Genomic DNA, 18,041 nt, shown 5'->3' with positions numbered 1-18,041 from the left:
TCTGGACACGCCGGGAGCGCCCGGCGTACGCTGCTCGGACGCGACGATACCGTATCGACCATTCGCGAGCGCTGTTCCGTGGCGTGGTGGGGGGACCGCCATTCACCCCGGATGTCCAGGAGTGCTCATGAACCCAGACGGAAACCACCACCGGTTGCGACCCAACGCGGTGGGCATCTTCGACATGATCCTCATGGTGATCGCGGTGACCGCACCGCTGACCGCGGTCGCCTCGAACCTCTCGCTGAGCCTCGCGTTCGGCGCCGGCACCGGCACGGTCGGCGTGCTCGTCCTGGTGCTGGCGATCCTGCTGGTGTTCTCGGCGGGCTACGTGGCGCTGAGCCGCCAGGTGGTCAACGCGGGCGCCTACTTCGCCTACATCGGGTTCGGCCTCGGCCGTCGCATGGGCGGCGCGTCGGCGCTCGTGGCGACGCTGGCCTACAACGTCGCGGCGGCCGGGATGTCCGTGGCCGTCGGGTACTTCGGCCACGCCGGGCTGTCCGCCTACCTCGGGGTGGACGTCCCGTGGTGGGTGATCGCGCTGGTGGCGGTGGCGGCCACCTGGGTCGTCGGCTACTTCGGCGTGACGATCGCGGGCAAGGTCAACGTGTTCGTGGCCGTGACCGAGTTCGCGGTGCTGCTGGCGTTCGCGATCGCGGTGCTGGTGCGGCGGCCGGGCGGGTTCTCGTTCGACGTGCTCGCGCCGGGCACCGTGTTCGGCGGGAACTTCGGGCTCGCCGTGGTGTTCTGCATCCTGTCCTTCGCCGGGTACGAGGCCGCCGCCATCTACGGCGAGGAGGCGCGGTCGGCGCGGCGGAACGTCGGCCGGGCAACGTACTCCGCGCTGATCGTGCTGGCCGTGACGTTCGTGTTCGTCATGTGGGCGATCGCGGCGGCGTTCCCGGACGCGGCCGCGGCGGCGCAGGCCGATCCCGGCGCGCTGCTGGTCTCGGCGATCACCGCCTACCTCGGCGGGTGGGCCGGGCCGGTGCTGAGCCTGATGATCACGTTCAGCTTCTTCGCCGCGGCGCTGTCCTTCCACGCGATCGCGTCGCGGTACATGTTCTCCCTGGCGCGCGACGGGTTCCTGCCCCGGTCGCTGAGCCGGGTGCACCACCGGCGGCGGACGCCGGTGTCCGCGGGGACCGTGCAGCTGGTCGTGTGCGTGCTGGTGGTGGTGCCGTTCGCGGTGGCGGGCGCCGACCCGATCGCGACGTTCTTCCCCGCGGTCTCCGGGATCACCGCGCTGGCGATCATCTACCTGATGGCGGCGTGCTCGGCGAGCATCGTCACCGCGGCCGCGCGCGGGCGGATCAGCGGTTCCACGTGGGCGGTGCGGGTGGCGCCGTCGATCGCGTGCGTGGCGCTGGTGAGCTGCGGGGTGGTCATCGTCGCGCACTACACGGAAATCACCGGCAGCGATTCGCCCGTCATCAGCGCGCTGCCGCTGTCCCTCGTCGTCGCCGCGGTCTACGGCTGGCTCGCGGCGCGGACCCGGACCGTCACCGAGGAACCGGCTCTGGCCTGAAAGGAAGTCCGATGAGCTACACCCCCAATCCCGGCGACACGCTGGTGTTCGAGAACGACCGCGTGCGCGTGTGGTCGATGACGCTGCCGCCGCGCGGAATGTACGACTGGCACCAGCACCACCACGACCACCTGATCATCTGGCCGGACCCGGGCCGCGCGGAGGCGCAGCGCCTCGGCGACGAGGACTGGACGCTGCGGCAGACCGCGGAGGCCGGGTACGTGGCGTTCAAGACCGTCGGCAGCGGCGGACCCCTGACGCCGCACCGGATCCGCAACCTGGAGGACCACGCCGTGACGCACTACATTGTGGAGCTGATCAGCGAACCGTCACCGAGCCCCGTGGAACTGCCGTCGGAGACGAACGACCGCGGCTCGGCGGTGGACGTCCGGACGGGCGAGCCGTTCTAGGGAGGTCACGTGCGAGTCGCCCTGCGCTCAGCGTTGAGCAGCGCGACGGCTCGCTCTACCTGGGACGGATCGAGCTCTGCCGGACCGGCGGCTGCGGAACGCCTTGACCGGCTACGGCATCATGACCGGCGTGAAGCGTGGATCTTTCTTCCGGACAGCAGCGGTGGTGGCGGCGGCGCTGACCGCCTCGGCGTGTGGATCGTCCTCTTCGGACGCTCCGGCCCCGCCGGCGGCGAGCAGCAGCGCCCCGCCGCCCATCGTGGAACCCACGACGCCGCCGGCCACTTCGCTGACCGTCGGGCAGCGCGCGGTGGTCAGCTACTCCGACGGGATCGACGAGGGTCTGCTGGCGATCACCGTCACCGCGATCGAGCAGGCGGACCAGAACGAGTTCCGGACCGCGTTCGGGGACCGGGCGCAGGGGCTGACGCCGTACTGCATCCGCTACACCGTGGAGAACCTGACCGGGATCGACTTCGGCACCAAGGTCGGCCCGAAGCTGGAGGCCCTGGTCGGCGACGGGGAGACCACGGGAACGTTCATCACGGGCGACATCCCGAGCTGCGCCCCACGCCTGTCCCCCGGCGACTTCGACCACCCCGGCGCGCGGTACGAGAACGCGGACCTGGACGCGACGTCCCCGGACGCCCCGGTGGTGGCGGCCCGCTACGACGGCAACGACTACGACGGCAATCCGCTGGTGTGGCGCATGCCCTGACCCCCGGTGTGTGGTGTTGGCGCGGTGGTGGTGCACGGTGGCCGCCGGGTACCACCACCACCCCCGACGCCGCGGCCACGGTGCCGAGCGCCGCTGCCCGACGCGCCACGCCACGACCGAGCGCCGCTGCCGGACGCGCCGCTCGTGGGCGGCATCGCCGCCGGGAGGGCCGCCCGGCGGCCCTCCCGGCAAGCAGCGCCATGGCTCCGCGCCGCCGCCGCAGAGCGCGCCGCGAGCGGGTGGGACCGGCAACCAACGGTCCCACCCGTGCGGAGTCCTACCCCGCCACCGGCTCCAGCACCTTCGCGCCCGTCTTCTCGCGCAGCTCCTCCTCCGTGACGCCCGGCGCGAGGCGCACCAGGCGGAGGCCCTCCGGTGTCACGTCCAGCACCGCGAGGTCGGTGATGATCCGGTCCACCACGCCCGCGCCGGTCAGGGGCAGCGTGCACGTCTCGACGATCTTCGGGCTGCCGTCCTTCGCCACGTGGTCGGTGATCACGATGATCCGCTTGGTGCCCGCGACCAGGTCCATCGCGCCGCCCATGCCCTTCACCAGCGCGCCGGGCACGGTCCAGTTCGCCAGGTCGCCGTTGGCGGCCACCTGCAGCGCGCCGAGGATCGCGAGGTCGATGTGCCCGCCGCGGATCATGGCGAACGACGTCGCCGAGTCGAAGAAGCTCGCGCCGGGCTGGACGGTCACCGTCTGCTTGCCGGCGTTGATCAGGTCGGCGTCCTCCTCGCCCTCGAACGGGAACGGGCCGAGGCCGAGGATGCCGTTCTCGCTCTGCAGGGTCACCCGGACGCCGTCCGGGATGTGGTTGGCCACCAGCGTGGGGATGCCGATGCCGAGGTTCACGTAGTCCCCGTCGCGCAGTTCCGCCGCCGCCAGCGCGGCCATCTCGTCGCGGCTCCAGCCCATGGTCACGCCTCCGTCCCGGCGAGCGCCCGCGGGCGCACCGTGCGCTTTTCGATCTCCTTCTCCCGCGGCGTGGCGACCACCAGGCGGTCCACGAACACGCCGGGGGTGATCACCAGGTCCGGGTCGACGTAGCCGTCGAGCAGGACCTCGGTCTCCACCACGGTCACCCGGCCGCAGGTGGCGACCACCGGGTTGAAGTTGCGGGCCGCCATCCGGTACACGAGGTTGCCCTCCCGGTCGGCGGTGTGCGCGTGCACCAGCGCCAGGTCGGCGACGATGCCGCGCTCCTGCACGTAGGTCTCGCCGTCGAACTCGGCGTGCGGCTTGCCCTCGGCAACGGGCGTGCCCACGCCCGTCTTCGTGTAGAACGCCGGGATGCCGGCGCCGCCCGCGCGCATCCGCTCGGCCAGCGTGCCCTGCGGCGCGAACTCGACCTCGACCGAACCGTCCAGGTACTGCTGCGCGAACAGCTTGTTCTCCCCGACGTAGGACGCGATCACCTTGCGGACCTGCTTGTTCTCCAGCAGCAGCCCGAGGCCCTTGCCGTCCACACCCATGTTGTTCGACACGATCGTCAGGTCGCTGACCCCGGCTTCGCGGACGACCTCGATCAGGTCGTAGGGGATGCCGGACAGACCGAAGCCGCCGACCGCGATCGTCATGCCGTCGCGCAGCGCGCCTGCCATCGCGTCGGCGGCCGCGCCGAACACCTTGGACACGTGAACTCTCCTTCGAGCGTCCGTGGGATGAGCACCTGCCCGCAGTCAAGACGACCTGGGGAAACCCGGTCAAGCGCGCCTTCTGGATCTCTCGTCAGGTGAACGACTCGAGGCATGGCGTTCACTGAGTGGACGTACCATGGGGACATGCCGCCCGCCCATCTGATCGGCCGGGCCGCGCTGGTGCTTCGCGCGCTGTCCGCGGCCGGCGAGCCCGGCGCGTCGACCTCCGACGTGTCGCGGCTGACCGGGCTCGCCCGGCCGACGGTCCACCGGCTGCTGGCGGCGCTGGCCGACGAGGGGTTCGTCGACCGCGACCAGCGCAACGGCCGCTGGTACCTGGGCCCGGAGCTGTACCTGCTGGGCGAGTCGGCGGCCGCGCGCTACGACGTGACGCAGCACGCGCGGGCGAGCGTGCACCGGCTCGCGGCGGCGACCGGGGAGAGCGCGTTCTTCTCCGCCCGGCGCGGCGACGAAACGGTGTGCCTGCTGCGCGAGGACGGCGACTTCCCGATCCGGTCGTTCGTGCTGTACGAGGGCGCGCGGTTCCCACTGGGCGTGGTCTCGGCCGGGCTCGTCGTGCTGTCGCTGCTGTCCGACCGGGAGATCGACGACTACCTGGCGCGGGTCGACCTGACGGAGCGGTGGGGCGAGGCGCACGCGCCGGGGCCGCTGCGGGAACGGATCGCCGAGACGCGGGAGCGGGGGTACGCCGTCAACCCGGGCCTGGTGGTCGAGGGCAGCTGGGGCATGGCGGCGGCGGTGTTCGGCTCGTCCGGGGAGCCGGCGTGGGCGCTGACGCTGACCGGGGTGGAGTCCCGCTTCCGCGAGCCGCGGCGGGCGCAACTGGGCGCGCTGCTGCTCAAGGAGGCCCACGCCCTGACGACGACGCTGCGCGCGGACCGGCAGCGCGGCGGGCTCTGACGCGGGCGCCGGTGTCCGGGTGTCGCAGGTCGGCAGGGGCGGCCCTTGATGAGCCGCCCCCGCCGGGCCTCAGCCGCGCGTCACCGGTCCAGCGTGCGCAGCGCCCGCTGGTACAGCCGTCGCGCCTCGGTCAGGTTTCCGTGCGCCTGGTGGTCCATCCCGAGCGTCGTCAGGCCCGCCGCGGACACCTCGGGCGCGCGCCGGGCCAGGTGGCGGACCACGTACTCGGCGTCGCGGCCCGCTCCGCCCACCAGCATCGAGCTGAACGAGTGCAGGAACGGCAACCCGACGAAGTACAGGCCGGGCACCGGCGTCACGCCGCGCTCCTGCTCGGGATAGCCGTCCTCGCCGGTGACGGGCAGGTCGATCCAGCCGTAGTCGGGGCGGAAACCGGTGCACCACACCACGTTCGCGACATCGAGCACCCGCCCGTCCGCCAGCACGGGCATGCCGTCCCGGACGCCGGTCGTCTTGTCGACGACCCGCTCCACACCGGCCTTGCGCAGGTCCTCCTTCTTGACCCGGATCAGCGGCCCGCCGTGCCCGCGCACCTCCTCACGCAGCTTGCGGCCCACCGACCGGTTCACGGTCAGGACCCGCGTCGCGGCGAACCACAGCACCCGCAACGCCACCGACGCGACACGGCTTTCGAAGTAGAACGGGATCTCACCGGTGTCCGTGCCGGACAGGATCGTCGGGTGCTCGCGGGCCACCTCGTAGGCGATGTCCGCGCCGGAGTGGCTCGCGCCGACGACCAGCACCGGCCCTGGCCGCAGCTGCGAAGGGTTCCGGTACTCGCTCGAGTGCATCTGGCAGATCTCCGGGCTCAACTCGCCCGCGAAAGCCGGGACACGCGGGACGCCCCACACCCCCGAGGCGACCACCACGTTCGCGGCCTCGAACCGCTCACCGCCCGCGGTCACCACGAACTCTCCGTCCTCTTGCGACAGCCGGTCCACCCGCGTGCCGCAGCGCACCGGCAGGTCGAACCGCCGCGCGTAGGCCTCCAGGTAGTCGGCCATTTCGTCCCGCGTGGGGAAACTGCCGGGTGGCGCGGGGAACCGCATCCCGGGTAGCCCGTCGTAGCGCGCCGGGCTGAACAGCCGCAGCGAATCCCAGTGCCGCCGCCACGAGTCGCCGATCCGTTCGTGCGCGTCGAGAATCACGAACCGCCTGCCGTCGCGGGCCAGGTGGTACCCGGCCGAGAGCCCGGCCTGCCCACCGCCGATGACCACCGTGTCGAACCTCATCGTCCACCTCCTGTTTCGAGGAGACCGACGCTAGGCCGCGGCGCGCCAGGGGAACTTCGGGCGAACGACCCAATTCCCGCCGCCGGGCATGGGTAGTTCTGCCCAGTCAGCCGATCCGGTGCTGGAACGCGTACGCCGCCGCCGCGGTCCGTGAACCGACCCCGAGCTTGGCGAAGATGTTGCTGACGTGCCGCGCCACGGTCTTCTCGCTCAGCACCAGCTCCCGCGCGATACCGCGGTTGGTCGCGCCTGCGGCCAGCAACCGCAGTACCTCCGTCTCCCGCGGGCTCAGCAGCGACGCGCCGCGGCGGGCGTCGCGCACGCGGGCCAGGTCCGGTTCGGCGCCGAGCCGCGCGAACACCTCCGCGGCCGCGTCCAGCTCCACCTCGGCGGCGTCCTCGTCGCCGAGCGCGCGGCAGACCAGCCCGACGAGGCACCGGGTCCGCGCCGCCTCGTAGGGCGCGTCCAGTTCGCACCACAACCGCAACGCGGTCCGCAACGGCGGCAGCGCCGCGGACTCGTCACCCGCGGCGAGGTGCGCCGCGCCGGTCGCGCCCGACGCCAGCGCACGCAGGGCGGGCGTGTGGAACCGGCCTGCGATCGCGGTCAGCTCGGCCGCCGCCGCCCGGGCGCACTCCGGGTCGCCGTTGCCGATCGCGGCTTCCACCTGCGCGGGCAGCAGGCGGGACCGGCTGATGTCGTCCTCGGCCTCGGCCAGCGCGCGGCGCAGGGACACGTCCGCCGCGTCGGCGCGGCCCTGTGCCAGGCGGAGCAGCGCCAGGCCCGGCTGGACGTCCCACCCGCTCTCGCCGGCCCGCCGGTACGAGCGCTCGGCGTCGGCGAACTCGCCACGCAGCCGGTGGATCTCGGCGAGCTGGTAGTAGGCCATGCCCGCGACCACGTGCCCGTACCGCTGGTCCAGCCGCGCGCACGCCGTCCGCGCCTCCCGGACCGCGTCCGGCCAGTCGCCGACGAGCTGCAGCAGTTCCGAGCGGTGCACGCGGCAGATGCCGGAGTAGGCGCCGGTGAACTGCGGCATCGCGTCGCACCAGGCGTTCACCGCGGCGGTCCACTCGCGGGCGCGGCCCAGCTCGTGCACGTCGCGGCAGGCCGCGATCATGCTGCAGTACATCCACCCGGTCACCTGGGAGGAACACGCGCCCGCGGCGATGTCGAGCATCGCCTCGTCCAGCAGCGCGAGCCCCTCGTCGACGCGGCCCTGCGCGAGCCGGGCGCGGCCCTGGACCTGCACCCCGATGGTCACCAGATCCCGGTCGCCGCACCGGTTCCCCAGCTCGACGGCTTCCGCGGCGGTGGCGAACGCGGCGTCCCCGGTCTGCCGCTCGGCCTCGCCGATCAGCAGGTAGCCGCGCTGCGCGCAGTCCGGGTCGTGCGCCAGCAGCCGCGCCGCCCGCGCCATCCAGCCCTGCGCGCGGGAGAACTCGCCCTGGAACGCGCACACTTCGCGCAGCCAGAAGGCGCACCGCACGGCCCGGCCGATCGCGCCGGCGTGCACGTGCTGCTCGTAGCAGCGGCGGAACGCGTCGGCGGCCTCGTCCGGGCGGCCCAGCAACAGCGCCAGCTCGCCGAGCCGCTCCAGGTCCGGCAGCGCGAGCGGGGTTTCCCGGTCGGCGGCGGCCAGGGTGTCGCAGGCGTCGGCCCAGGCCCGCCGGTCGTAAGCCGCGCCGGCCCGTTCGAGCAGGACGCGCGTGTCCACCGGGTCATTAAACGCCCGCGATGTCCTTGTCACCAGGCCCGTCGGTCAGGCGGCCGCGCAGCTTCGCGGGCGCGACGGCGAGCCACCCGTCGGTGAGCGCTTCGCGCAGCGCGGTGCGGGACACCTTCCGCAACTGGACGAGCACCGCCGCGTAGCCGTCGAAGTGCGGGATGGTGAAGAAGGCGTCGGGATTCGCCGCGAGGACCGCTTCCTTCTCGCCGAGGTCGTCCACGCGGATCGCGAGGATCGGCCCGTCCGGCGGGATCTCGTCGCCGAACCGGCGGAGGTCGGCCTTGCTGAACGGCCGCACCCAGGCGAACGCCTTACCGGCGACAGACCACGTCTGGTGACCGTGCCGCTCCCCCTCGGTCACCTCCGGCAGCTCGGAAACCAGCCGTGCCACGTCGCCGACAGTCGCCATCGTCGAACGGTACCGCTCTCACGGCGCGCCCGGCAGCTTCCGCCGCTCGAAGCTCTCGCGCAGGGCGGCGCGGCGGGCGTGGCCGCGCTCGTACAGGCGCCCGAACACGAACGCGTCGGTCACCGAATCTCCCGTTCGCTGCCGGAGGAGCTCGCCCGCGCTCACCAGGTCGTGGTACTCACCGAGCTCGCTCTGCACCTCCTTGACCGTCCGCCGCCACGAGCGCACCCGCTTGCCCAGCAACGGTTTCGCCACATCGGCCGCGTACCGCGCCGCCTTCGCCTTCTTGCGCACCTCGTGCAGGGCGGCGTCGGGGTCGCGCGCGTCGCGCACCGCCTCCGCCGCGGCCGTCAACCGCCGGTTCGCGCGCCGGAGGGCCTTGCGCAGCTCGCGGCGCCCGGACTCGGCGGCGGTCGTCAACGGTGGGTCGGCCACCCACTCGTCGAGCGCGCCCAGCAGCCGGGCGTAGCGCTGGCCGGTCAGTTCGGCGAGCAGCGCCTGCCGGTCCCGCTCGGCTGCTTCGTCCAAATGCGACACCAGTGTGCGGCGGGCGTGCTCGGTTTCCGGCTCACGCGGGAGGTTCGCGAGCTCGGCGAGCAGGGTTTCGCGGCGGACCTCACCGTCCCGCGCCGGGGACAGCACCCGGCCGGCCCACTTGAGTTCGTCCGCCAGCGCCTTGGCCCGGTCACGCACGAAGAGGCGCCGGTAACCGCGCAACGCGCTCCGCAGCCGCCGCATCGCGACGCGCAACTGGTGCACCGCGTCGTCGTCGCCGCGCCGGACGCCCTCGTCGTGCCGCCGGATCGCCTCGACCTGGGTGCGCACGTAGGTCATGACGGTCTCCCCGGCGTTGCCCGGCTCGTCGTCGGCGGCCATGTCGGCGGCGAGCAGGCGCCGCAGCTTCGACGGCCAGTGCGCGGGCCGTACCCCGCACGCGACGAGGGCGTCGGTGAGGATGTCGAGGAGTTCCGGTTCGGCGTCGTCGAGTTCGACCTCGAGTTCGCGCCAGTGGTCCAGGTGCGCCTGGTCGCCGGCGCGCTCGCCGTGGACGTGGTCGTCGGTCAGCACGGCCAGCCGCCGCCCGTCGGCGTCGGTGAGGTCGTGGGTGAAGCGGTCGACGCGGAGGCGTGCGATCTCGACGAGGTCCGCACCACCGGTCCACTCGCGCGCGGCGTCGGCGAGTTCCGGCGGCAACTGGTCGCCCGGCGGCAGCTGGGTCTCCTCGCGGACCCCGGCGGTCGCCGGGCGCTTGAGGTGCCAGCCCGCGTCGTCCCCGCCGGTGCGGCGGCGCAGGGTCACGCCGGCGCGGGCCAGGCGGAGGTCGCGGGTGTCGTAGTAGGTGTTGTCGAGCCGGGACTCCCTCGGCGGGGCCTGCTCCGCCACCGGACCCACCCCGGCCAGCCGCGGCACCGGCCGGCCGTCGTCGAAGTCGAACTTCCGCTCCCGCTCGGTGACCGTCTTGGCGCCCATGGCGAGGAGTTCCCGGGCGACGACCGGCGAAAACCCGCGTGCGGCACCAGCGGAGCGGCCATTGGCAGGCGCCTCGCCTACCGCCGGCGGACGCCGGTGCAGGCGATCAGCTCCGCGCAGCCGGGCCGCAGGAACAAGACGAAAGCCCACACGCCGTCGGGAGCAACGACCTGCCCGAGCGCCAGCTGCTCGTTGCCGAGCTGATCGAGGGCCTCGACGGTGTCCCGCAGATCCAAGGTCTCGACGCCACGCCGCTCGGTGTTGCGCAACCGTGACCGGTAGGTACTCGCCAATCGGTAGGCGGGCACTGGACTCTCGTCCCAGACCCGGTACTCCCCGTCCCGCCGCAGAGCGAGCCGCGCGGCGCGGCAAGCCGCGGACGGCCGGTCGAGCAGCTCCGCCAGCGCTTCCCGGTCCAACCGCGCCTCCTCCCGTCGCGCCGGACGCTACCCGCCCACCGCGCGCCGTGACAGCCGGTTCAGCAGATCGCGTACACGTCCAGCAGCACGGCGTCCGGGCGGCGCAGCGCCGAGCTCACCGCGACCACGTGGTTGAGCCACGCGTGCTCCGGCGAGTCCTCGGCCGTCTCGAAGGTGATCGCGGTGCGGAAGCGGTACGTGGACGGGGCCGGGCACTGTCCGGCGAGCAACGCGGTCATCACCTCGGGCGGCCCGTGCCGCACGCCCCGGCTGGTGATCGAAACCAGCGAACCGTCGTCGGTGCGGGCGGTGTAGCGCGCCTCGACGCGCACCCAGCCGCCGGTCTGCAGGATCTGCCAGTCCGCGCCGCCGGGCAGGACGTCGGCGGACAGCCGCGGGCCGTCGACGCGGCCGCCGGTGATCGGCACGACCCGGCGGCGACCATGGGGGGGTGCCGCCCAGGTCGAGCACCTCGTCCAGCGTCACCTCCGCCCTGGCGAGGAACTCCAGACCGGGTCGCGGTGGCTCGTACGGGGTCGCCATGACCCGGCAAACTATCAGGGATTCTGATCCAGAACAGCCGTCGCGCGGAGGACGAGGTCCCGCAGGTACCGGTGCTCGGGATCGTCGTCGTACATCGGGTGCCACCACATCGCCTCGCGCAGCGGGCCGATCTCCAGCGGGCACGGCAGCGCGCGCACCCCCAGCTCGGCGGGCACCCCGGCGGCGAGCCGGCGCTGCAGCAGCGCGACGCGACCGGTGCCGCGGACCAGGCTCGGCACGGTCAGGAACGTCTCCGTCACCACCTGCACGTTCGGCTCGATGCCGAGCATCCGCATCTGCCGCGCGGCCGGAGTGGACGCCGTCGGCCCGTGGTAGGTGACCACCCACGGCATCGTCTTCAGCTGCTCGACGGTCAGCTCCTCGCCGACATCCGGGTTGTCCCGCGACACGAGGCACACCCAGTCGTCCAGGTACAGCTCGCGGTAGGGCAGGTCGGTGATGAACCCGTGCGGCATCAGCAGCAGGTCGTGGTTGACCAGGGCCTGCGCCGCCTGCTCGACCAGCGACGGGGTGTTCGCGGTCAGCCGCAACCGGGTGCCGGGCGCCTCGGCGGCGAGCAGCGCGGCGATCTCCGCCCCCAGCACCGCCACGCCGTAGTCGCTGATCAGCAGCGAGAACTCGCGCGCCGAGGACGCCGGGTCGAAGTCCGGTTCGGCGGCGAACACCCGTTCCACCCCGGAGATCGCGACGCGCACCCGTTCCTTGAGCTGCACCGCCAGCGGGGTCAGCCGGTAGGAGTTGCCGACCCGGATCAGCAGGTCGTCGCCGAAGTGCCGGCGCAGCTTGCCCAGGTGCGCGGACACCGCGGGCTGGCTCAGACCCATCCGTTCGGCCGCGCGCGTGACGCTGCGCTCCTGCAGCAGCGCGTGCAGCGCGACCAGCAGGTTCAGGTCCAGGCTCGCGAGGTTCACCAGCGCAGGCTACATCAGCCAGGCTGATACCTCCCATAACCGATTTCGTCTTCCCTGATACCGCCGCGGTGCCCGACAGTGGACTCGTCGCTCAAGGAGGAACCGACGTGATCCACGACCGCACCGATCCCGAAGGCGCGATCGCCGCCGCGGCCAAGCGGTGCTCCAACTGGGGCCGCTGGGGAGCCGGGGACGTCCTCGGCACGCTGAACTTCCTGGACGAGGCCAAGCGCCGTGAAGGCGCCGCGCTCGTCCGGCAGGGCAAGAGCTTCTCGCTCGCGCAGCGGTTCGAGGCCGACGGCCCGCAGAAGGGCTGGCGCCGCCGCACCAACCCGGTGCACACGATGCTCGACACCGGCCTGGACGCCGAACGCGGCCAGGGTTTCCCGCACGGCCTCGGCGGCGCGGACGACGTCGTGTTCATGCCGCTGCAGGCCTCGACACAGTGGGATGGGCTCGGCCACATCTTCGACCACGGCACCGCCTACAACGGCCGCCGCGCCGGCGACGTCGTGACCAGCGAGGGCGACCAGGTGACCGGCATCGAAACCACCGCGGGCCGGATCGCCGGCCGTGGCGTGCTGCTCGACGTCGGGCGCGCGATCGGCGACGACGGCGAGCTGCCGGACGGGTTCGCGATCACCGTCGAGCACCTCGAAGCCACCATCGCCGCACAGGGCGAGACCGCCCGCGTCGGCCGAGGCGACCTGCTACTGGTGCGGACCGGACGGCTCACCCGCGCCCGGCGCGAGGGCTGGGGCGACTACGCCGGCGGTGACGCGCCCGGCCTGTCCTTCACCACCGCCGATTGGCTGCACGGCACCGAGATCGCCGGGATCGCCACCGACACCTGGGGTTTCGAGGTGCGGCCCAACGAGTTCGACGTCGCGTTCCAGCCGCTGCACCAGGTCTGCATCCCGCACATCGGCCTGTTCCTCGGCGAGATGTGGGACCTCGACGCGCTCGCCGCGGACTGCGCCGCCGACGGCGTGTACGAGTTCTTCCTCGCCGCCGACCCCATCCCGGTGACCGGCGCGGTCGGCGCCCCGGTCGCACCCGTCGCCGTCAAGTAGGAGTTGCCATGCCAGCCGTGAACAACGTCCTGGTGGTCGGCAGCGGCCTCGCCGGGACCGCCACCGCGATCGGCCTCGCCGCGCACGGCGTCGCCGTCGACCTGGTCGAGCTCAAGCCCGACATCGCCGCCATCGGGTCCGGGATCACCTTGCAGGGCAACGCTTTGCGGGAGCTGCGGAACCTGGGCGTCTGGGAACGGGTGCGCGCCGAGGGGTTCGGTTTCGACAGCCTCGGCCTGCGCGCGCCCGACCCCGCGGGCACCCTGCTCGTGGAGATCCCGGACGCCCGCACGGGCGGGCCGGACCTGCCGGCCACGATGGGCATGCCGCGCCCGGCACTGGCGCGGATCCTGCTGGAGCGCGCGGCCGAAACCGGTGTGAAGACCCGCTTCGGCGTCACCGTCACCGAACTGGAGACCGACGGCAGCGTGGTGTTCTCCGACGGCTCGTCCGGGCGCTACGACCTGGTCGTCGGCGCCGACGGCATCCGCTCGTCGGTGCGCCGCATGCTCGGCGTCGAACTCGAGACCCGCGCCACCGGTATGGGCATCTGGCGCGCGTTCGGGCCGCGCCCGGCGTCCGTCAGGCGCACCGACCTGTTCTACGGCGGCCCGTGCTACATCGCCGGCTACTGCCCCACCGGGGAGAACTCGCTCTACGCCTACGTCGTCGAGGACGCGCAGGACCGCTCCGCGCTCACCCCGGACGAGCGGCTCGCCACGATGCGCGAGCTGGCTGCGGCCTACCACGGCCCGTGGGACGAGATCCGGGAGACGCTGACCGACCCCTCCCGCGTCAACTACACCTGGTTCGAGACCCACGTGCTGCCGCCGCCGTGGAACCGGGGCCGCGTCGTGCTCATCGGCGACGCCGCGCACTCCTGCCCGCCCACCCTCGCGCAGGGCGGCGCGCAGGCCCTGGAGGACGCCGCCGTCCTCACCGAACTGCTGCTCGCCGCCGACGCGCTGGACGACACGCTGTGGCAGGCCTTCACCGACCGCCGCTACGAGCGGGCCAAGGCCGTCGTCGACGCGTCCAACCAGCTCGGCCAGTGGCTCCTCGACCACGAACAGGGCGACGTGCCGGGCCTGATGGGCCGCGTCGCCGCACTCGTCACCCAGCCCGCCTGATCCAGGAGGACCCATGACCGACCGACTCATCACCCACCTGCGCCACGTCGACCTCGCGGTGCCGGACCTGGCCCGGCAGCAGGACTTCTTCACCGGAGCGTGGGGCCTGACCACCGAGCACACCGACTCCGGCATCGCGTTCCTGGCCGCCGAGGGATCGCCCGAGCAGTACGTGATCCGGCTGCGCCAGGCCGACGACAAGCGCATCGACCTGATCTCGTTCGGCGCCGCCACGCCCTCCGATGTGGACACCCTCGCCGCGCGGCTGGCGTCCTCCGGCGTGCGGCTGGTCAGCGAGCCCGGCGCCATCGACACCCCCGGCGGCGGTTACGGCTTCCGGTTCTTCGACAACGAGGGCCGCACGATCGAGATCAGCGCCGACGTCGCCGTCCGCGCCCACCGCAAGGTCGAGGAGGGCGAGTCGATCCCGGTGCGGCTGTCGCACGTCGTGATCAACTCCGCCGACCCGGAGGGCACCCGCGCGTTCTACGAGAAGCACCTCGGGTTCCGGCTCTCCGACATCCTGATGCACCCGCGGATGGGCGAGATGATGTGGTTCATGCGGGTGAACTCGTGGCACCACAGCATGGCCATCGCCCGCTGCCCGCACCCGTCGCTGCACCACGTGTCGTTCGAGATGCGCGGCCTGGACGAGTACATGCGCGGCACCGGGCGGCTGCTGCGCGCCGGGGTGGAGAAGATCTGGGGCCCCGGCCGCCACCTGGCCGGCAACAACACGTTCAGCTACTTCCTCGACCCGCACGGCAACACGATGGAGTACACCACCGAGCTGGAGCTGATCGACGAGGACACCTGGCACCCGCACCTGTACGACTTCAGCGACCCCGAGGTGTCCGACCAGTGGGGCACGGCGAACGCGATGAACGAGTTCGTGGCCCAGAAGTCGTTCAACGACCCGGACAAGGGCCTGTTCGTCGCCCCGCCGGTGTGAGGAGGTCCTGATGCGTTTCGCCACCTACTCGCTGGACGGCGAGGTGCGGGCCGGTGTCGTCGCAGGCGACGGCATCCACCCGCTGCCGCCGGACGTGACGGTGCTCGGCCTGGTGCGGTCCGGGCTGCCGGCCGCGCTGGAGACCGGTTCGAGGGTCCTGAGTGGACCGTCCGTGCCGCTGGATCGCGTGCGGTTGCTGCCGCCGTTGGAACCGCCGACGGTCCGGGACTTCGTCGCGTTCGAGGAGCACGTGGAGGGTGTGGTCGCGAGCGTCTCCGACGGGGCCGGGGTCGTGCCGGAGTGGTACGAGGCGCCCACGTTCTACTTCACCAACCCGTACGCGCTGCTCGGCGCGTTCGACGACGTGCCGGTGCCGCCGGGCGCGCGGCTGTTCGACTTCGAGCTGGAGGTCGCGGCCGTGGTCGGGCGCGACGGGTCGTCGCTGGCGCCGGACGAGGTGGAGATCTTCGGCTACACGGTGCTGAACGACTGGTCGGCCCGTGACCTGCAGCGGCGCGAGATGAGGGTGCAGCTCGGCCCGGCGAAGGGCAAGGACTCGGCGACGACGCTCGGGCCGTGGCTGGTCACGGCCGACGAGCTGGAGTCCTATCGCGACGGTGACGGGTTCCTGGAGCTCGACCTGAGGGTGTCGGTGAACGGCACGGAGATCGGCCAGGACCTGCTGTCCAACATGGGCTGGCCGTTCGAGGAGCTGGTCTCCTACGCTTCACGCGGCACCTGGGTCCGGGCCGGGGACGTGCTGGGCTCCGGGACCTGCGGCAACGGCGGCTGCCTCGCCGAGCTGTGGGGCCGCGGCCGGGAGCTGCCGCCGCTGGCGCCGGGCGACGTCGTGGAGATGACCGTCGAGGGCATCGGGACGATCCGGAACACCGTCGTCGCCGGGGTGGAGCTGCCCCCGGTGCGGGCCGCGCGGCCCCGCCCGCGGAAGCGCAAGCGATGAGAGTCGCCGGCAAGGTCGTCGTCGTGACCGGCGCCGGGCAGGGGCAGGGCGCGGCGGAGGCGCGGCTGCTCGCCGAGGAGGGTGCCCGCGTGATCGGCGTCGACCTGGGCGCCTCGCCGGTGGAGCCGTTGCCCGGGGTCGAGTACCTGCAGCTCGACGTCACCGACTCGGCGGGCTGGGCCGCGCTGGCGTCCCGGCTGGATCGGGTGGACGGGCTGGTCGCGAACGCCGGGGTCACCTGGCGGGCGCGGCTGGACGAGGTCGACCCGGCCGACCTGGCGCGCGTGCACGACGTGAACGTCGGCGGGGTGGTGCGGGCGATCCAGGCCGTGCTGCCGCTGATGCCCACGGGCGGGTCGATCGTGACGGTCGGGTCGGTGGCGGCGCTGACCGGGCACTACCCGGTGGCGTACACGGCGAGCAAGTGGTCGTTGCGCGGGCTGACGCGGGCGGCGTGCCTGGAGCTGGGCGCGCGCGGGATTCGGGTCAACGCGGTGCACCCCGGCTACATCGAGACACCGATGACCGCGTCCGCCGCGGCGGCCTTCCGGGACGCGAACATCGCCGAAACCCCGCTGGGGCGCACCGGAACCGTCGACGAGGTCGCGCCGCTGGTGGTGTTCCTGCTCTCGGACGAGGCGTCGTTCATCACGGGCGCGGAGATCCCGGTCGACGGCGGCCTCACCGCGCACGGTGGCGTGAAATCGATCAGTGACAGACTTCTGAAGGGTATCTGATGTTCGAGTACTTCCCCGGCAACTACGTCTGGAACCTGGGCGTCGTGGCGACGCTGAACAGCGGCGGGCTGATCGACGAGGTCGACCGCGCGTGCCGCCCGATCAAGGAGGCCGCGCAGCGCGGTGAGGACGCCGGGACGGCCGACTTCCTGACGGCGTGGACCGCGCTGACCGACCAGCTCGTGGGGCAGGCGGAGGAAGCGGAGGCGGCGGGGCACACCCGCACCGCGCGGCAGCTGTACGCGCGGGCGACGAACTACCTGTGCCAGGCCGAGCGGATGCAGAGCGCCTCGGCGCCGGGACGGCTGGACACCTACCGGCGGGTGCTTTCGTTGCAGGAGAAAGCGTTTGCGCCGGGGGTGTCGCGGGTCGAGATCCCGTACGAGGGCACGACGCTGCCCGCGTACTTCAGCGCGGCGCCGGTCGACGGTCCGGCGCCGGTGATGATCATGTGGAACGGGCTGGACTCGACCAAGGAGCACATGTACTCCTCCGGGCACTGGGAGGAGCTGGCGGCGCGCGGGATCTCGTGCCTGATGGTGGACTGCCCCGGTTCCGGCGAGGCGTTGCGGCTGCAGGGCCTGACGGCGCGCGTGGACACCGAGGCGTGGGCGTCGGCGTGCGTGGACTACCTGGCCGGGAGGTCCGATGTGGACTCTTCGCGGATCGGCCTGGTGGGCTGGTCGCTGGGCGGCTACTACGCGCCCCGCGCCGCCGCCTTCGAGAAGCGGCTCGCGCTGGTGGTGGCGTGGGGCGCGAACCACGACTGGGGAGCCGTCCAGCGGCGGCGGCTGGAGCGCGAGGGTGAGCGGCCGGTGCCGCACTACTGGGAGCACGTGCTGTGGGTGTGGGGCCACGACGACCTGACGGAGTTCATCGACTTCGCGGACGCCGTCAACCTGGACGGCGTGGTGGAGAAGATCGACGTCCCGTTCCTCATCTGCCACGGCGAGAACGACCGGCAGATCCCGCTGGCGTATGCGCACCGGTCGTACGAGCAGGCCACCGCCAGCCCCCGGCGCGACCTGCGGATCTTCAGCGCCGCCGAGGGCGCGACGGAGCACATCGGGCTGGACCACCTGCCCCACGTGAGCAGCTACGTGGCCGACTGGGTGGCGGACGTGTTCGAGGGTCGCTGACCGAATGGTGGTGTCCCCGCCTCAGGGCGGGGACCCCCCCCCACCGCAAAGGGGCCCCCGGGGGGGCCCCCCCCGCCCG

General features: G+C 72.8%; 19 protein-coding genes. 10 read left to right on the top strand and 9 right to left on the bottom strand.

Features of this window, described 5'->3' with window-relative positions; all coding sequences use genetic code 11:
- Positions 1–127: 127 nt before the first annotated feature.
- The 3 genes from ABZ193_RS29860 (at position 128) to ABZ193_RS29850 (ending at position 2,656) form a co-directional block, all read left to right on the top strand.
- The gene (locus ABZ193_RS29860) at positions 128–1,528 is read left to right on the top strand and encodes an APC family permease (protein WP_027936463.1); all 1,401 of its coding nucleotides are present in this window, start codon (positions 128–130) and stop codon (positions 1,526–1,528) included.
- Positions 1,529–1,539: 11 nt separating this feature from the next.
- A complete protein-coding gene (locus ABZ193_RS29855) occupies positions 1,540–1,938 on the top strand; it encodes a hypothetical protein (protein WP_020422050.1) in 399 nt (132 codons plus the stop codon).
- A 130-nt stretch (positions 1,939–2,068) separates the two neighbouring features.
- Positions 2,069–2,656: a hypothetical protein gene (locus ABZ193_RS29850; protein WP_354712338.1), complete on the top strand. Its 588-nt coding sequence runs from the start codon at positions 2,069–2,071 to the stop codon at positions 2,654–2,656.
- Between the two features lie 277 nt (positions 2,657–2,933).
- Here ABZ193_RS29850 and ABZ193_RS29845 read toward each other — a convergent pair whose 3' ends face one another.
- Together ABZ193_RS29845 and ABZ193_RS29840 are read right to left on the bottom strand one after the other, a co-directional pair.
- Positions 2,934–3,575, bottom strand: coding sequence for a CoA transferase subunit B (locus tag ABZ193_RS29845; RefSeq protein WP_037323002.1), 642 nt, complete (start codon positions 3,573–3,575; stop codon positions 2,934–2,936).
- 2 nt (positions 3,576–3,577) lie between these two features.
- Complete coding sequence (locus ABZ193_RS29840; RefSeq protein ID WP_020421184.1) at positions 3,578–4,294, bottom strand: CoA transferase subunit A; 717 nt, start codon at positions 4,292–4,294, stop codon at positions 3,578–3,580.
- Between the two features lie 147 nt (positions 4,295–4,441).
- Here ABZ193_RS29840 and ABZ193_RS29835 point away from each other — a divergent pair, with 147 nt between their 5' ends.
- On the top strand, positions 4,442–5,218 hold the full coding sequence (locus tag ABZ193_RS29835) for an IclR family transcriptional regulator (protein ID WP_354712337.1): 777 nt from the start codon (positions 4,442–4,444) through the stop codon (positions 5,216–5,218).
- 80 nt (positions 5,219–5,298) lie between these two features.
- On the opposite strand, the gene ABZ193_RS29830 is transcribed toward ABZ193_RS29835, so the two are convergent.
- The 7 genes from ABZ193_RS29830 to ABZ193_RS29800 form a co-directional block, all read right to left on the bottom strand.
- Positions 5,299–6,468: an FAD-dependent oxidoreductase gene (locus ABZ193_RS29830; RefSeq protein WP_237339472.1), complete on the bottom strand. Its 1,170-nt coding sequence runs from the start codon at positions 6,466–6,468 to the stop codon at positions 5,299–5,301.
- 106 nt (positions 6,469–6,574) lie between these two features.
- Entirely contained in the window at positions 6,575–8,185 is a 1,611-nt protein-coding gene (locus tag ABZ193_RS29825; RefSeq protein ID WP_354712336.1) for a response regulator transcription factor, read from the bottom strand.
- 7 nt (positions 8,186–8,192) lie between these two features.
- Positions 8,193–8,606, bottom strand: coding sequence for an MmcQ/YjbR family DNA-binding protein (locus ABZ193_RS29820; protein ID WP_354712335.1), 414 nt, complete (start codon positions 8,604–8,606; stop codon positions 8,193–8,195).
- An 18-nt stretch (positions 8,607–8,624) separates the two neighbouring features.
- The gene (locus ABZ193_RS29815; RefSeq protein ID WP_354712334.1) at positions 8,625–10,076 is read right to left on the bottom strand and encodes a CYTH and CHAD domain-containing protein; all 1,452 of its coding nucleotides are present in this window, start codon (positions 10,074–10,076) and stop codon (positions 8,625–8,627) included.
- 77 nt (positions 10,077–10,153) lie between these two features.
- Complete coding sequence (locus ABZ193_RS29810) at positions 10,154–10,495, bottom strand: hypothetical protein (RefSeq protein ID WP_354712333.1); 342 nt, start codon at positions 10,493–10,495, stop codon at positions 10,154–10,156.
- 59 nt (positions 10,496–10,554) lie between these two features.
- Positions 10,555–10,923, bottom strand: a complete 369-nt coding sequence (locus ABZ193_RS29805; protein ID WP_354712332.1) for a DUF3237 domain-containing protein — start codon at positions 10,921–10,923, stop codon at positions 10,555–10,557.
- 129 nt (positions 10,924–11,052) lie between these two features.
- Entirely contained in the window at positions 11,053–11,970 is a 918-nt protein-coding gene (locus tag ABZ193_RS29800; RefSeq protein ID WP_354712331.1) for a LysR family transcriptional regulator, read from the bottom strand.
- A 107-nt stretch (positions 11,971–12,077) separates the two neighbouring features.
- Between ABZ193_RS29800 and ABZ193_RS29795 the strand changes: the two genes are divergently transcribed.
- Genes ABZ193_RS29795 through ABZ193_RS29770 form a run of 6 tightly spaced genes read left to right on the top strand, consistent with a single transcriptional unit; the run spans position 12,078 to position 17,962 of the window.
- Positions 12,078–13,043 carry a cyclase family protein gene (locus ABZ193_RS29795; RefSeq protein ID WP_354712330.1) on the top strand — a complete coding sequence of 322 codons (966 nt, stop codon included), beginning with the start codon at positions 12,078–12,080 and terminating at the stop codon, positions 13,041–13,043.
- A gap of 8 nt (positions 13,044–13,051) precedes the next feature.
- Positions 13,052–14,173, top strand: a complete 1,122-nt coding sequence (locus tag ABZ193_RS29790; protein ID WP_354712329.1) for an FAD-dependent oxidoreductase — start codon at positions 13,052–13,054, stop codon at positions 14,171–14,173.
- A 13-nt stretch (positions 14,174–14,186) separates the two neighbouring features.
- Positions 14,187–15,125 (top strand): VOC family protein, encoded by a 939-nt coding sequence (locus ABZ193_RS29785; RefSeq protein ID WP_020421195.1) that lies wholly within the window; start codon positions 14,187–14,189, stop codon positions 15,123–15,125.
- A gap of 10 nt (positions 15,126–15,135) precedes the next feature.
- Complete coding sequence (locus tag ABZ193_RS29780; protein WP_354712328.1) at positions 15,136–16,086, top strand: fumarylacetoacetate hydrolase family protein; 951 nt, start codon at positions 15,136–15,138, stop codon at positions 16,084–16,086.
- A complete protein-coding gene (locus ABZ193_RS29775; RefSeq protein ID WP_237339482.1) occupies positions 16,083–16,823 on the top strand; it encodes an SDR family NAD(P)-dependent oxidoreductase in 741 nt (246 codons plus the stop codon). The genes ABZ193_RS29780 and ABZ193_RS29775 overlap by 4 nt, the downstream gene beginning before the upstream one ends.
- Positions 16,823–17,962 (top strand): alpha/beta fold hydrolase, encoded by a 1,140-nt coding sequence (locus ABZ193_RS29770; protein ID WP_237339483.1) that lies wholly within the window; start codon positions 16,823–16,825, stop codon positions 17,960–17,962. Before ABZ193_RS29775 ends, ABZ193_RS29770 begins: the two co-directional genes overlap by 1 nt.
- Positions 17,963–18,041: the final 79 nt, after the last annotated feature.

Origin of the sequence: Amycolatopsis sp. NPDC006125 (assembly GCF_040614195.1) — a bacterium.
Lineage (GTDB): Bacteria > Actinomycetota > Actinomycetes > Mycobacteriales > Pseudonocardiaceae > Amycolatopsis_E > Amycolatopsis_E tucumanensis.
This window is presented reverse-complemented; position numbering and strand designations above follow the sequence as displayed.

Coding starts and splice junctions, on each gene's coding strand:
- ABZ193_RS29860 (WP_027936463.1), top strand. CDS start 128: ATGAACCCAGACGGAAACCACCACCGGTTGCGACCCAACGCGGTGGGC.
- ABZ193_RS29855 (WP_020422050.1), top strand. CDS start 1,540: ATGAGCTACACCCCCAATCCCGGCGACACGCTGGTGTTCGAGAACGAC.
- ABZ193_RS29845 (WP_037323002.1), bottom strand. CDS start 3,575: ATGGGCTGGAGCCGCGACGAGATGGCCGCGCTGGCGGCGGCGGAACTG.
- ABZ193_RS29835 (WP_354712337.1), top strand. CDS start 4,442: ATGCCGCCCGCCCATCTGATCGGCCGGGCCGCGCTGGTGCTTCGCGCG.
- ABZ193_RS29830 (WP_237339472.1), bottom strand. CDS start 6,468: ATGAGGTTCGACACGGTGGTCATCGGCGGTGGGCAGGCCGGGCTCTCG.
- ABZ193_RS29820 (WP_354712335.1), bottom strand. CDS start 8,606: ATGGCGACTGTCGGCGACGTGGCACGGCTGGTTTCCGAGCTGCCGGAG.
- ABZ193_RS29815 (WP_354712334.1), bottom strand. CDS start 10,076: ATGGGCGCCAAGACGGTCACCGAGCGGGAGCGGAAGTTCGACTTCGAC.
- ABZ193_RS29790 (WP_354712329.1), top strand. CDS start 13,052: ATGCCAGCCGTGAACAACGTCCTGGTGGTCGGCAGCGGCCTCGCCGGG.
- ABZ193_RS29785 (WP_020421195.1), top strand. CDS start 14,187: ATGACCGACCGACTCATCACCCACCTGCGCCACGTCGACCTCGCGGTG.
- ABZ193_RS29780 (WP_354712328.1), top strand. CDS start 15,136: ATGCGTTTCGCCACCTACTCGCTGGACGGCGAGGTGCGGGCCGGTGTC.
- ABZ193_RS29775 (WP_237339482.1), top strand. CDS start 16,083: ATGAGAGTCGCCGGCAAGGTCGTCGTCGTGACCGGCGCCGGGCAGGGG.
- ABZ193_RS29770 (WP_237339483.1), top strand. CDS start 16,823: ATGTTCGAGTACTTCCCCGGCAACTACGTCTGGAACCTGGGCGTCGTG.